The sequence below is a fragment of the Nocardioides sp. genome (assembly GCF_016462705.1).
In the GTDB taxonomy this organism is placed as follows: domain Bacteria; phylum Actinomycetota; class Actinomycetes; order Propionibacteriales; family Nocardioidaceae; genus Nocardioides.
Window position 1 is genome coordinate 1 of record NZ_JAEMSS010000124.1, and the last position, 13057, is coordinate 13057.

The following is a 13057-nucleotide window of genomic DNA, read 5'->3' on the forward strand; positions in this document are numbered from 1 at the left end:
GGGCTGGGGTGCGTGGAGCCGGTGATTCTGGGGCAGGACGTGGGCCTTGCGGCAAGCCCCCCGTCGCGCTATACCTTGGAAGTGGCGAGGGGCTGGTCCCTCGCCTTCGTGCTGTCCGGGGCAGGTCGCGAAAAGGCCTTGAGCTCACGTGCGGTTGAGGTTCTACGGTCCTTGGTCATGACCCTCAAGGACATCTCCGTCCGCCCCGGCGACCCGGGGTACGACGACGCCAGGACGACGTTCGCCGGCACCGCCGCACCCGAGGTGGTGCTGCGTCCCAGGACGACCGACGAGGTCGTCGCGTCGCTCCACCACGCCCGCGCCGAGCAGCTCCCGCTGGCGGTGCGCAGCGGCGGCCACGGTGTCTCCGGCTTCGGCAACATCGACGGCGGTGCCGTGATCGACCTGTCGCGCCTGGACCGGGTCGAGATGCTCGGAGACGACCGGGTGCGGATCGGGGCCGGGGCCACCTGGGGCGCGGCTGCGGCGCGCCTGGGCGAGCACGGTCTCGCGATCACCTCCGGGGACACGGTCTCGGTCGGGGTCGGCGGACTCACCCAGGCCGGCGGGATCGGCTGGATGGTCCGCAAGCACGGCCTCACCATCGACAGCGTGCTCGCCGCCGAGGTCGTCACCGCCGCGGGCGACGTGGTGCGCGCCTCCGCCACCGAGCATGCGGACCTGTTCTGGGCGCTGCGCGGGGGTGCCGGCAACGTCGGGGTGGTCACGGCCTTCGAGTTCCAGGCCCAGCGGGTCCCGACCGTGGTGTTCGGCACCATCACCTACGCCCTCGACGACGTGGCCGGGCTGCTGCGCGGTTGGGCCGACGTGATGCGGGACGCCCCCGAGGAGCTGAGCTCGACCATGGTGCTGATGCCCGGGTTCGGCGGGGGCGACCCGGCCGCGGTCCTGTACGCGTGCGTGGCCGGCCGCGATCCCGCGGTCCTCGGGCCGTTGCGCGGCATCGGCCCTGTCCTCGGCGAGGACGTCGGCGAGCGGGCCTATGCCGACGTCCTGGAGGAGGCGCACCCTCCGCCCGGCGTGCTGCCGGTCATCGGCAACACGCTGGTCGAGGCCGTGGACGGTCCGGTCATCGACGCGGTCGTGACCGCTCATGCGGCCGGCGGGCGGGTGGTCTTCCTGCGCAGCCTCGGCGGGGCGTTCGCCCGGGTGGACCCCGCCGAGACCGCCTTCGCGCACCGCGGCGCGGAGGCGCTGGTCGTGTCCGCCGCCTTCCTCGCCCCGGACGCGACGCCGGGCCAGGTCGCCGACGCCCGCGCCGCGTGGGACCGGATCGGCAGGTTGGGCGCCGGGTCCTACGCCGGCTTCCTCGACACCGCCACCGACGCGGACGTCGGCCGGGTGTGGCCGGACGCGACGCTGGCGCGGTTGCGGGAGGTGAAGCGCGCCTGGGATCCGGACAACGTCTTCCGCCGCAACCTCAACGTGGCGCCCTGACCTGCCCCGACCCTGACCTGCCCTGACCTGTCCTGGCCGACGTCGCTCAGACGGCTCGCTGGGTGACCGCGACGGCGAGCCCGCGCAGGACCTCCCGGGCGGTCTCGTCGACACTGGCGCGGTCGAGGGCGGCGAGCGCGTGGTCGCCGAGCCGCTCGATCACCGCCTCCACCTGCGCGTGCGCCCCCGAGTCGTCGATGATCCGGCGCAGCCGCTCGACCTCGGAGGCCGACAGGGGTGTCCCCAGCGCCGCGTCGAGCTCGGCGGCCTCGGCAGGGGGAGCGGCGTCGAGCGCCAGGGCGACCAGGACCGTGCGCTTGCCCTCGACGAGGTCGTCGCCCGCCGGCTTGCCGGTCGCCTCCGGGTCGCCGTACACGCCGAGGAGGTCGTCGCGGAGCTGGAAGGCCTCGCCCAGCGGGAGCCCGAACCCGCTCAGCTCCGCCAAGGTCGTCTCACCGGCCCCGGCCAGGGCGGCGCCGATCTGCAGGGGACGCTCGATGCTGTACTTCGCGGACTTGTAGCGCAGCACCGTCATCGCGGTGTCCACGTCGGCACGGCCGCGCGCCTGCACCGAGACGTCGAGGAACTGGCCGGTGATGACCTCGGAACGGCACAGGTCGAAGACCTCGAGCGCCGGGGCGACGCCCGCGAACGGGAGTCCGCAGCGGCGCAGCAGCTCCTCGGACCACGACAGCAGGAGATCGCCCAGCAGGATCGCGCCGGCGGCGCCGTACTGCTCCTGGTCGCCACGCCAGCCGGCCGCGTGGTGCTGGGCCTCGAACGCGCGGTGCGCCGCGGGGTGGCCACGCCGGGTGTCGGAGGCGTCCATCAGGTCGTCGTGGACCAGGGCGCTGGCGTGCAGCAGCTCCAGCGCGGCGCAGGCCCGGAGCAGCGCGGGCTCGTCGGCGGGGGCGGCCACGGCGTGGTGTCCCCACCAGCAGAACGACGCCCGGAACATCTTGCCGCCGGCGACCGAGGTCCGGGCCGCGGCCACCAGCCGCTCGGCGTCCGCGCCGAGCGGCGCGAGCCGGCCGGCCTGGGCGTCCAACGCCGCGCTCAGGGCGTCCTGCACCCGGGCGCGGAAGCCCTCCACGTCCCATGCCGTGCCGTTCCCGGGGCTCACCGGGCCGACCCTAGTGCGATGCCGGGGGGTGGTCAGGATTGGGTGGCGCCTCCCACCGTCACGGAGAATCGGCAGCGTGATCACCGAACGTGGGCGCAGCATCAAGGAGCTCCTGGAGCAGGGCGAGCACTCCTACTCCTTCGAGTTCTTCCCGCCGAAGGACGAGGCCGGCGAGGCTCAGCTCTGGGACGCGATCCGCGCGCTGGAGCCCTACCGGCCCACGTTCGTCTCGGTGACCTACGGCGCCGGCGGCTCGACCCGGGACACCACCGTGCGGGTGACCGGCCGGATCGCCCAGGAGACGTCCCTGACCCCGGTCGCCCACCTCACCTGCGTCGGGCACACCCGAGCCGAGCTCGAACGGATCCTGGACACCTACCAGGAGGTCGGTGTCCAGCACCTGATGGCGCTGCGCGGCGACCCCAGCGAGGGACCCCGGGCGCCGTGGGAGCCGACCCCCGGCGGTCTCGACTACGCCATCGAGCTGGTCGAGCTGGCCCGCTCTCGCGGGGACTTCCGGATCGGCGTCGCGGCGTTCCCCGAGCTCCACCCCTCGTCGGCGTCGCTCGACCACGACGCCGACGTCCTCGTCGCCAAGGCCGAGGCCGGCGCCGAGTTCGCGGTCACCCAGATGTTCTTCCGGGCCGCCGACTACTTCTCGCTGGTCGACCGGGTCCGCGCCCGCGGCGTCGACATCCCGATCCTGCCCGGGATCATGCCGATCCTGAACCTCGCCAACATCCGTCGGCAGGGCGAGCTGATCGGCACCGCGGTGCCGGACGACGTCGTGGCCCGGATCTCCGCCCACGACGGCGACCCTGCGGCCATGCGTGCCGCGGGCATCGCCCTGGCCGCCGAGCTGTGCGCCGAGCTGCTCGACGGCGGCGCGCCGGGCCTGCACTTCTTCACGCTCAACCGGTCGAAGGCGACGCTGGAGATCTTCTCCGCCCTCAACGTGCAGGTCTGAGCCGCGCGGTCCGGCACTAGCGTGGCGGGCATGTCGCGCACCGTCACCGTCACCGGCCACGGGTCGTCCACCGCCGTCCCCGACACCGCCGTCGTCCGGGTCGCGTGCGTGCACCGCGCGGAGGGGATGGCCGAGGCGCTGGCGGGCGCCGAGTCGGCGCGGGCCGCGGTCGTGTCTGCTGCGGACGACGCCGGTGGTCTCCACGTCGTCTCCTCGACCGACCTCAGCGTCTGGCCGGCGCACGACGTCGAGGGGCGGCGGGCGGGGTTCGAGGCGCGACACGTCCTGACCATCACCGGCGGCGACCTGGAGTCGGCCGGCGCCCTGGTGGGGCGGCTGGCCGACGCGGTCGGCGACCGCCTCCAGGTCGAGAGCGTGACGCTGTCCGTCGGCGACCCGACCGCCGCGCTGGGCGAGGCCCGCGAGGCGGCGTACGCCGACGCCCGGGTCCGGGCCGAGCACCTCGCGGCGCTGTCCGGGGAGTCGCTCGGTGAGGTCCGGGACGTGTCGGAGGGAGCCGGGGCGCCGGTCTCCCGCGGACTCGAGAGGGCCGCGTTCAAGGCCGACGTCGGGTTCGCGCCCGGTCAGACCCTGCTCACCTCGACCGTCACGGTGACCTGGGCGCTGGCATAGCGGCCGCGAGCCTCACCGGCTGGCCGGTGAGCTCACGCCGGGCCGACCGCCTGCGCCACCAGCGCGGCCGAGAGCCCGACGAAGGGGAGCCCGCCTCCGGGCGTGGCGTGCGCCCCGGCGGCGTACACACCGGGGACGGGAGTCGCGGGCCCCAGCCGCCGCCGGACGGTGGCCCGGCCCTGCCAGAGCACGCCGAGCGGTGAGCTGCCCCAGTGCTCCACGATCTCGCGCGGGGAGCGGTCGACCCGCTCGACGACGTGCTCGCGAAGGTCGATCCCGTGCCGGGCCAGCGCGTGCAGGATGTCCTCGGCGAGGCGACCGCGCCCCAGCACCGTCCACGCGGACCCACCAGCCGGGGCCCGTCCGCCGGTGCGGACGACCAGCATCGGGTCGCCGTGCAGCACGGTCTCGTGCGGCATGGAGGTGAGGTGCTCGGCGAGCTCGCCCTCCAGGCCCACGTGGCAGACCACCGGCGGCATCGCGGGCATCGTGCGCGCGACGTACGGCGCCAGGGCGGGCAGCGTCCGCGGGTCGACCGCGACCACCACGACCTCGGCGTCCACGTCCCCGCCGGACGTGCGCACCGCGACGGCCCGGCCGTCGCGGACCACCACGTCCTCGACCGTGACACCGGTCTCCACGGTGACCCGGCGGGTCGCCAGGCGCGTCGTCAGCGCCTCCGCGAGCACGCCCATGCCGCCCTCGACCGTCCACGCGCCGAAGCGCTGCTCCAGGTAGGCGACCAGCCCCGCCCAGGCCGGGACGTTGCGCGGGTCGTGACCGTCGATGACGAAGGGGTGGGCGGCGACCTGCCGCAGCCGCTCGTCACGGAAGCGCTTCTTGAGCCGGCGGTGCAGGACCTCGCGCGAGTCCAGCCGGGCGGCGACCTCCGGGTTGAGCGCGTCCGGGGTCCACGGCACCTCCAGGTAGGCGCGCCGGAGCACCTCCCAGTCGTCGGCGTACGACGCCACGTGGTCGACCCACTGCTGACCGAGCCCGGGCCGGAGCCCGTCGAAGGCCGCGAGCTGGGCGGCACGCGACTCACCAGGCAGCCGCAGGACGGAGGCGTCCTCGAAGACGTGCTCGCGGACCAGCCCGAGCGGCACCAGCTCGAGCTCCCGCTCCACCGGGCGGCCGGACTTGCGGAACAGGTCGCGGATGACGGCCGGCAGCAGTGTCGTGGAGGTCAGGTCCCACGACCAGTCGCCGGCCGTGGTCGGCACCAGGGCACCGCCCAGCCGGGGCAGGCGCTCGAGCAGGGTCACGTCGTGCCCGAGCTTGGCCAGCCGGGCCGCGGCCGCCAGGCCGCCGAGACCCCCACCGACGACGACGACCCTCACCGGGCCCTCACCGGGCCCTCACGGGGCGGCCGGCTGCGGGTCTCCGCGGCCCTTCCACCGGCGCCAGCCCCGTCTCACCAGCCTCGCGACCAGGTAGAGGAGGACCAGGCCCACGGCCAGGAGCACCGCGGCGACCGCCGCGGCGGCGCGTGGGTGCTCGATGGCGAACCACACGACGGCCAGCACGGCGACGTCCTCGCCGAGGCTGGTGACGATGTTGGTGACCGGTTCGGGGGAGGCGTTGATGGCGAGGCGGGTGCCGGCCTTCACCAGGTGCGAGGCCAGCGCGGTCCCTCCGCCGACCGTGCCGCTGACCGCCTGGTCGAGGGTGTCCGCGTCGCCGGCGAGCAGGACGCCGATGACCGCTCCGACGGTGGGCCGGATCGCCGTGGAGATCACGTCCCAGGTCGAGTCGACGTAGGGGATCTTGTCCGCCACGAACTCCATCGCGTACATGAACGCGGCGACCCCCAGGACCTCCCAGCGCCCCAGGGCGTCCGGGACCTGCTCGAGGTCGCCGACCCGGTCGGCGATGCCGAGCACGAGGACGACGAGGTAGGCGTTGACGCCGCTCGCCCACCCGCTCGAGAACGCCAGGGACAGGGACTCCACGGCGTCAGCCTAGGAGTCCGCGTCGACTCAGCAGGAGTAGGTGACGCCGTCGTCCTGTGTCCACGGGCCGCAGCCCGAGTCGTCCGTGGGGGGCTCGGGGATCACCAGCGCCGGGTCGGCGCCGATCTCCACCAGGTCGGCCTCCGGGGTCAGGAACGCCGACCGGGCCGCGTCCAGGGTGGGCGCGCGCACGCGCTCGGTGGCATAGGTGACCAGGGTCTCCGACTTGATCACCTTCACCCTCTGCTCGAACCACAACCGGCTCGGCTCGACCTGCTCCAGCTTCGACTGCGGCACCAACAGCCACATCCGGCCGTGCTGGTCGTGTCCCATCGGCCGGAGCGCCTCGACCTGGCTGATGACCACGTAGCCACGAGCGGTCGTGTCGACCGTGCACTCGAAGTAGAAGCCCTCGGCGAGCCCCTCGGCGCAGTACCTCTCGGCGTCGCCCTCGGCCTCGCCCCTGGCGTGGGACAGGTCGACGGACCAGGAGTGCTCGTCGTCGCCGAACTCGACCGCCATCCCGCTCGCCTTGTCGTACAGCTCCGGGCGGAGGGGATCTCCCTGACCGTCGCCGGCCGTGAAGGTCGCCGGTCCGAGGTCCGCGACGCTCCGGCCGAGGACGTCCCGGGCATGGTCCTCCAGGGTGCTCGGCATCTCTTGTGCGTCGTAGGCGGCGAGCGCCTGCTCCGCCGGGTCGAGCACCCGGCCCGCGGAGTCGTCGTCCACGAGCAGCGGGACGGAGACGACGCAGGCCACGGCGAGCGCGGCCGCGGCCGCGGCACCCCCCGCGCGCCGCCGGCGTACGACGCGGCGGCCGGTGCTGATCGGGACCGCCACGTCGGGCAGCCAGTGCGGCTCGTCCCGGGCCAGGTCGTGCCGGAGCAGGGTGGCGAGGTCGTCGTGGCTCATCGTTCCTCCGAAGCGGTGGCAGTGCTCATCTGTAGGTCGGGCAGGTGGCGGCGCAGGGTCTCCAGGGCACGAGCGGTCTGGCTCTTGACCGTGCCGTGGGCGATCCCGAGTACCGCCGCCACCTCGGCGACGGGCAGGTCGTCGAGGAAGCGCAGCGCGACGATCGCCCGCTGCCGCTCGGGCAGCAGGGCCAGGGCGGCGCTGAGGTCGGGCGCGACCTCGGGCCTGTCGACCGGGTGGTCGGGCAGCGGGTCCGTCGGCGTCTCAGGGCGGTGGCGCCTGGCGTGGCTCAGGCACTCGTTGACCACGGTCCGCCGGGCGTACGCCATCCGGGTCTCCGGCCGGATCCGCGGCCAGGCGACGTAGAGCTTGGCCATCGCCTGCTGGACCAGGTCCTCGGCGAGGTCCCAGTCCCGGCTGACGACGTAGGCGGTGCGTCGCAGCGACGTGGCGTGGCCGGCGTAGAAGTGGGTGAACTCGCGTTCGCGCCGGGCCTGTCTCACACCACTAGTACGCCGGGGAGGGCGTCGGAGGTTCGCAGCGGACCGAACTCGTTGGACGCGGGTCCGTCGCTGGTCCGACGCTCATCCCGGGCTCACTCGACGTCGATGGTCGGCGCGCCGGTCATCGCGGCCAGCTCGGCGTAGGTGGTGCTGAAGACCGCCGCCGGGTGACCGGCCGCCGCCCACACGACGTCGTAGCGCTCGAGCCAGGTGTCGAGCCAGGTCGGGACCGGCCGCGGATGGGCGATCGGGGAGACGCCCCCGATGACCTGGCCCGTGTGCTCGCGGACGAACTCGGGCTTGGCCCGGCGCAGTGCGGCCGCCCCGATCGTCGCCGCGACCTTGTCGGTGTCGACCCGGTGGGCGCCGGAGGTGAGGATCAGGGCGGGTGCACCGTCGGCGTCGAAGAGCAGGCTGTTGGCGATCGCGCCGACCTCGCAGCCCAGTGCTTCGGCGGCCAGCGCAGCGGTGTGGACCGAGTCGGGCAGAATGACGACCTCACCGGTGCCCCCGAGGCGGGCGTGCTCGTCGCGGAACCTGGTGATCGAGGGGTGCTCGGCTGTCATGTGGCGAGCCTAGGAGCACGGTCTGGACGTCGAAGGAGAGGGCAGCGCGTGGCGGAGGACGTGGCCGATGACCTGGGACGGCCGAGCTCGGTCACCTGGGCGATCCGGTTGCACTGGATGCTCGTGCTGCTGGGGCTGGTCGCCGTGGTGCTCGCCGTGGTCCTCAACGACGAGCTGATCCGCACCTGGGCCGAGGGACGCCCCGACCTGAGCCGGGTCCTGGAGACCCAGGGCCTGCAGGCGATCAAGGACGGCGAGGTGCGGCCGCCGGCGTTCGTCGCGCCGGCCATCACCCTGTTCGTGGTCGTGGGGCTCCTGATGTGGATGCTGCTGGTCTTCTTCGCCAACGGCAACAACTGGGCCCGTCTCTCCCTGACCGCGCTGCTCTTCTTCACCGCGGTCACCACCGTCGCGGGGATCCGGACCGACCCGCCCGAGGTCTTCGTGGTGCTGTCGGTGGCCTCGATGGTGCTGGAGGTCGTCGCCGTGGCCTACCTGTGGCACCCGGACACGAGCAGGTTCCTGAAGACCAGCGGCTGACCTCGTCGCTCGCTCGTCGCTGGCCGGGGCAGTGGTGGGCCAGGGACCGTGTGGTCCGCAGAACCGGCCCTGACCCACCGCTCGTCGGTGGCGGCCGCCACCTGGCCCGGAGACGCGGCCGCCCCGGCCCGAGAACGCTCACCGCCCCTTGACGGGGTGTCCCTGCCCCGAGGTATGCTTCGAACAAGTGTTCGAACAGCCCGAGGGGGAGCGATGCGGCGGTACGACGACCCGGTCGAGGTGCGGCGCGGCCCGGTCGAGGAGACGGTAGGCCCCGGCGCCGACGTCTACTCCGACGAGAGGGCCCCGGCGCAGTTCCTCTGGCGCGGCCGGCTCTGGAAGGTCCGGGCGGTGCTCGCCCACTGGGTCGAGACCGGTCCCTGGTGGAGCTCGCCAGGGGTGCGGGCGGCGATCGGGTCTCACGAGCCCACCGACCCCCACGCCGAGGAGGAGCCGGGCCCCCGCCCGTTGGGCGACCTGATCACCGAACGGGAGCTGTGGCGGGTCGAGGCGGGCCGGGGCAGGGCGGTCGGAGCACTGGGGGCGGTCGGTCCCGACGGCGAGCCTGACACCGGCGGGGTCTTCGACCTCGCCTTCGACTGGGCCGACGGCCGCTGGCAGCTCGTCGGCTGCGTGGACTGAGAGGACCGAGGGGAGAGCCATGACCACCACCACCACCAGCACCAGCACCAGCACGACCGTGACCAGCAACCCGTTCGGCCTGCCGGCCACCACCCACTCCTACCTCGCCCGGGCCGCGGAGTCGCTCAGCGAGGCGATGGCCGCCACCGAGGCCTCGGCCCGCTACGCACACGCCCACGTGGCGGCGCTGCGGGCCGCGGCGGCGCTGCTCGCCGCCCGGGCCCGGCCGGCCACCAGCCGGCGTCGTCAGCAGAAGAACGCCTGGGTGCTGCTGGCCGAGGTCGCCCCCGAGCTGGGGGAGTGGGCCGGGTTCTTCGCGGCCGGCGCCGCCAAGCGGGCGGCTGCCGAGGCCGGCTCGACCCGGGCGGTCACCGAGCGTGAGGCCGACGACCTGGTCCGCGACGCCGACCGGTTCCTCGCGGTCATCGAGCAGTCGCTCGGCCTGGCGCCGCACGTCCCGCAGCTCCCGCTCGCCCGCCGGGTGGGGTAGGAGGCGTGGACCCGTTCGTCCACCTCCACGTCGCCTCGGGCTACTCCCTGCGCTACGGCGCCTCGCACCCGCAGGCCCTCGTCGCCCGGGCCGCGGAGCAGGAGATGGACACCGTGGCGCTCACCGACCGGGACGGCGCCTACGGCGCGGTGAAGTTCGCCCGCGCCTGCCACGCCGCCGGAGTCCGTCCGGTCCTCGGGGTCGACCTCGCCCACCGGCCGGTGCTGCCGCGGCTGACACCGCTGTCCGAGCTGTCGGGGGAGCCGGGCGGTGGCCCGCGACGCCGTACGCCGGTGCGCGGCGGCGCCTTCCGCGAGCCGGTCGGCGGGGGCCTGCCCCGGGTGACGTTCCTGGCCACCGCCGACAGCACGAGCCGGCTGGGGGGCGGCGGACGGGCGGGCTGGGCGGCGCTGTGCCGGTTGATCTCGGGCACCCACCTGGCCGGTGAGCGCGGCGTGCCCGTGCTCGACCTCGAGACGCTCTCCCACGACGTCCGGGAGGCCCTGGCCGCCGGGCACCTCATGGTGCTGCTCGGGCCGGCCTCCGAGCTGGCCCGGGCAGCGCTCTGCCCGTCGGGGGGACGCCGTGAGGACCTCGGACAGGCCGCGCTCGCGCCCTGGCGGGACCTCGTGCCCCGCACCCACCTGCAGGTCGAGCTGGTCTCCCACCGGCTCCCCGGCGGCGGTGCGGACCATGGCAGCTGGGGGCCGGGGACCTCCGCGCACGCCGCCCGGATGGCCGGGATGGCCCGGCGGGCCGGCCTCGGGGCGGTGCTGAGCAACGCGGTGCGCTACGCCGACCGGGGCGACGCCGCCACCGTCGACGTCCTCGACGCAGCCCGCCGGCTGGTGGCGCTCGACCGGCGGCACGTCGACCGCGGCAACGCCGAGGGCTACCTCAAGTCCGGCAAGGAGATGGCCGAGATCGCCGAGGAGGTCGTCCGGCTCGCTGGGTCGGGCGCAGGTCTCGGTGAGACCGCACGGGAGGCCCAGCGGCTGCTGGCCCACACCCGCGCGGTCGCCGACCGGTGCGCGCTCGACCCGCGACGAGACCTGGGCCTGGGGGAGGTGCACTTCCCGGAGTTCGAGCTCTCCACCGACCACGACGACGCCGACGTCGCGCTGCGCGCCAGGTGTGAGGGCGCGATCGGCGACCGCTACGGCTCGAGCCCCAAGGCGGTGGTCTGGAAGCGCCTCGACGACGAGCTCGAGATGATCCGCGGCCTCGGCTACGCCTCCTACTTCCTCACCGTCGGCGACGTCACCGACCTGATCCGCGAGATGGGGGTGCGCTGCGCCGCGCGCGGGTCGGGGGCGGGCAGCATCGTCAACTACCTCCTCGGCGTCTCCGGGGTCGACCCGGTCCGCCACGGGCTGCTCATGGAGCGGTTCCTCTCGCCGCTGCGCGAGGCGCTGCCCGACATCGACGTCGACGTGGAGTCCGCGCGCCGGCTCGAGGTCTACGAGCGGATCCTCGACAAGTACGGCGGCGAGCGCTGCGTGACCGTCTCGATGATGGACACCTACCGGGTCCGGCACGCCGTCCGGGACGTCGGCGCCGCCCTCGGCATGCCGCCCAGCGAGACCGACACGATCGCCAAGGCGTTCCCGCACATCCGGGCCCGGGACGCCCGGGCCGCGCTCCGCGAGCTGCCCGAGCTACGGGCCAGCGGGCTCACCGACACCCGGCTCGACGTGATGTTCCAGCTCGTCGAGCGCCTCGACGGCCTGCCCCGGCACGTCGCCATGCACCCGTGCGGCGTGCTGCTCTCCGACGCCACCCTGCTCGACCGGACCCCGGTCGAGGCCAGCTTCGCGGGCTTCCCGATGAGCCAGTTCGACAAGGACGACGTCGAGGACCTCGGCCTGCTCAAGCTCGACGTGCTCGGCATCCGGATGCAGTCCTCGATGGCCCACGCCGTCGCCGAGATCAAGCGCACCGACGGGGTCGAGATCGACCTCGACGACGAGACCCAGGTCCCCCGGGACGACCCGGCGACCTACGCCGTCATCTCCTCGGCCAAGACCCTCGGCATGTTCCAGATCGAGTCGCCGGGGCAGCGCGAGCTGGTCGGCAAGTCCGGCCTCGACTCCTTCGAGGACATCATCACCGACATCTCGCTGTTCAGGCCCGGCCCGGTGAAGAGCGACATGATCACGCCCTACCTCGAGGGCAAGCAGGGCTGGAAGTCGCCGACCTACCTGCACGACGACCTGCGCCCGATCCTCGGTGGCACCCAAGGCGTGGTCGTCTTCCACGAGCAGGTCATCGAGATCATCGCCCAGCTCACCGGCATCTCCTTCGCGGAGGCCGACGAGAAGCGGCGGGCCCTCGGCGACGTCGAGGGGATGGCGGAGACCAAGCTCTGGTTCTTCCCGCGGGCGCTCGGCCGCGGCTACCCGCTGCCTGTGGTCGAGCGGGTCTGGGAGGTGCTCAAGGCGTTCGCCTCGTTCGGCTTCTGCAAGGCCCACGCCGCGGCGTTCGCGCTGCCGACGTTCCAGTCCGCCTGGCTCAAGACGCACTGGCCGGCGCACTTCCTGGCCGGCGTGCTCACCCACGACCCGGGGATGTACCCCAAGCGGCTGATCCTCGACGACGCCCGGCAGCTCGGCCTGGCGGTCCTGGGGCTCGACGTCAACGCGAGCGAGAAGGACTACGTCGTCGAGCGGGTGCCGCATCCCGACGACCCCGAGGGGCCGCCCCGCGACGGGATCCGGCTGGCGCTGGCCGAGGTCAAGGGCATCAACGAGGCCGAGGTGGCGCGGATCGTCGCGGGCCGGCCGTTCCACTCGCTGACCGACTTCTGGCACCGGGCCCGGGTGTCCCGGCCGATCGTGGAGCGGCTGGTGCTGGCCGGCGGGTTCGACTCCCTCTACGCCATCGGCCGCGGAGACTCCGCCGGCTCCGGGGTCGGCCAGCGCGGCCGGGTGACCAGGCGCGACCTGCTGCTCCAGGTCGCCGAGCTCGACCGGATCGCCCGGTCGGTCGACCGGGCCTCCTCCCGGTCGCTGGCCAGCCGCGGGCTGTCCGCCCGGACGTCGCGCTCGGGCAGCCGGGCCGGCTCGGCGGCCCGGGCCAAGGCCGACGACGCCGCGGCCCGCAACAGCTCCGACGACCGGGTCCGCGACACCGTCGCCGACCTCGAGCGCCACCCGCTCGGCCAGGGCGTCGTCGGGGCGCGGGCGGCCGCGCAGTCCCGGGCCACCGCACCGCCGCCGCCGGTCGACTCGGTGCAGCTGTCCCTCGAGCTCGGGGACGAGCCCGCCGAGGG

At 74.3% G+C, this 13057-nt stretch carries 13 protein-coding genes; 7 read left to right on the plus strand and 6 right to left on the minus strand.

Annotation, left to right across the window (positions count from 1 at the left end; translation table 11 throughout):
- Positions 1 to 177 precede the first annotated feature (177 nt).
- Positions 178 to 1458, plus strand: coding sequence for an FAD-binding oxidoreductase (locus JHD21_RS15180; RefSeq protein ID WP_292676902.1), 1281 nt, complete (start codon positions 178 to 180; stop codon positions 1456 to 1458).
- A 46-nt stretch (positions 1459 to 1504) separates the two neighbouring features.
- On the opposite strand, the gene JHD21_RS15185 is transcribed toward JHD21_RS15180, so the two are convergent.
- Positions 1505 to 2581 (minus strand): polyprenyl synthetase family protein, encoded by a 1077-nt coding sequence (locus tag JHD21_RS15185; protein WP_292676904.1) that lies wholly within the window; start codon positions 2579 to 2581, stop codon positions 1505 to 1507.
- A gap of 76 nt (positions 2582 to 2657) precedes the next feature.
- Between JHD21_RS15185 and metF the strand changes: the two genes are divergently transcribed.
- Together metF and JHD21_RS15195 are read left to right on the plus strand one after the other, a co-directional pair.
- Entirely contained in the window at positions 2658 to 3548 is an 891-nt protein-coding gene (metF, locus tag JHD21_RS15190; RefSeq protein ID WP_292676906.1) for a methylenetetrahydrofolate reductase [NAD(P)H], read from the plus strand.
- Positions 3549 to 3578: 30 nt separating this feature from the next.
- Complete coding sequence (locus JHD21_RS15195; RefSeq protein ID WP_292676908.1) at positions 3579 to 4181, plus strand: SIMPL domain-containing protein; 603 nt, start codon at positions 3579 to 3581, stop codon at positions 4179 to 4181.
- A gap of 32 nt (positions 4182 to 4213) precedes the next feature.
- Here JHD21_RS15195 and JHD21_RS15200 read toward each other — a convergent pair whose 3' ends face one another.
- The 5 genes from JHD21_RS15200 to JHD21_RS15220 all read right to left on the minus strand — a co-directional run bounded on the left by JHD21_RS15200 (position 4214) and on the right by JHD21_RS15220 (position 8114).
- Positions 4214 to 5521 carry an FAD-dependent oxidoreductase gene (locus JHD21_RS15200; protein WP_292676910.1) on the minus strand — a complete coding sequence of 436 codons (1308 nt, stop codon included), beginning with the start codon at positions 5519 to 5521 and terminating at the stop codon, positions 4214 to 4216.
- A gap of 18 nt (positions 5522 to 5539) precedes the next feature.
- Positions 5540 to 6133, minus strand: a complete 594-nt coding sequence (locus JHD21_RS15205; RefSeq protein ID WP_292676912.1) for a DUF4126 domain-containing protein — start codon at positions 6131 to 6133, stop codon at positions 5540 to 5542.
- A gap of 27 nt (positions 6134 to 6160) precedes the next feature.
- A complete protein-coding gene (locus JHD21_RS15210; RefSeq protein WP_292676914.1) occupies positions 6161 to 7045 on the minus strand; it encodes a hypothetical protein in 885 nt (294 codons plus the stop codon).
- Positions 7042 to 7548 (minus strand): SigE family RNA polymerase sigma factor, encoded by a 507-nt coding sequence (locus JHD21_RS15215; protein ID WP_292676916.1) that lies wholly within the window; start codon positions 7546 to 7548, stop codon positions 7042 to 7044. Before JHD21_RS15215 ends, JHD21_RS15210 begins: the two co-directional genes overlap by 4 nt.
- 92 nt (positions 7549 to 7640) lie before the next feature.
- Positions 7641 to 8114, minus strand: coding sequence for a YbaK/EbsC family protein (locus JHD21_RS15220; protein ID WP_292676918.1), 474 nt, complete (start codon positions 8112 to 8114; stop codon positions 7641 to 7643).
- Positions 8115 to 8162: 48 nt separating this feature from the next.
- On the opposite strand from JHD21_RS15220, the gene JHD21_RS15225 reads away from it, so the two are divergent.
- The 4 genes from JHD21_RS15225 to dnaE all read left to right on the plus strand — a co-directional run.
- Positions 8163 to 8654 (plus strand): hypothetical protein, encoded by a 492-nt coding sequence (locus tag JHD21_RS15225; RefSeq protein ID WP_292676920.1) that lies wholly within the window; start codon positions 8163 to 8165, stop codon positions 8652 to 8654.
- Between the two features lie 213 nt (positions 8655 to 8867).
- Complete coding sequence (locus tag JHD21_RS15230; RefSeq protein WP_292676922.1) at positions 8868 to 9296, plus strand: DUF6504 family protein; 429 nt, start codon at positions 8868 to 8870, stop codon at positions 9294 to 9296.
- A 19-nt stretch (positions 9297 to 9315) separates the two neighbouring features.
- Positions 9316 to 9786 carry an SAV_6107 family HEPN domain-containing protein gene (locus JHD21_RS15235; protein ID WP_292676924.1) on the plus strand — a complete coding sequence of 157 codons (471 nt, stop codon included), beginning with the start codon at positions 9316 to 9318 and terminating at the stop codon, positions 9784 to 9786.
- Positions 9787 to 9791: 5 nt separating this feature from the next.
- A partial coding sequence (gene dnaE / locus JHD21_RS15240) for a DNA polymerase III subunit alpha (protein ID WP_292676926.1) occupies positions 9792 to 13057 on the plus strand: 3266 nt, incomplete at its 3' end.

Bases quoted from the DNA above. Each gene is read 5' to 3' on its own strand.
- JHD21_RS15180 (WP_292676902.1), top strand. From the start codon at position 178: ATGACCCTCAAGGACATCTCCGTCCGCCCCGGCGACCCGGGGTACGAC.
- JHD21_RS15195 (WP_292676908.1), top strand. From the start codon at position 3,579: ATGTCGCGCACCGTCACCGTCACCGGCCACGGGTCGTCCACCGCCGTC.
- JHD21_RS15210 (WP_292676914.1), bottom strand. From the start codon at position 7,045: ATGAGCCACGACGACCTCGCCACCCTGCTCCGGCACGACCTGGCCCGG.
- JHD21_RS15220 (WP_292676918.1), bottom strand. From the start codon at position 8,114: ATGACAGCCGAGCACCCCTCGATCACCAGGTTCCGCGACGAGCACGCC.
- JHD21_RS15230 (WP_292676922.1), top strand. From the start codon at position 8,868: ATGCGGCGGTACGACGACCCGGTCGAGGTGCGGCGCGGCCCGGTCGAG.
- JHD21_RS15235 (WP_292676924.1), top strand. From the start codon at position 9,316: ATGACCACCACCACCACCAGCACCAGCACCAGCACGACCGTGACCAGC.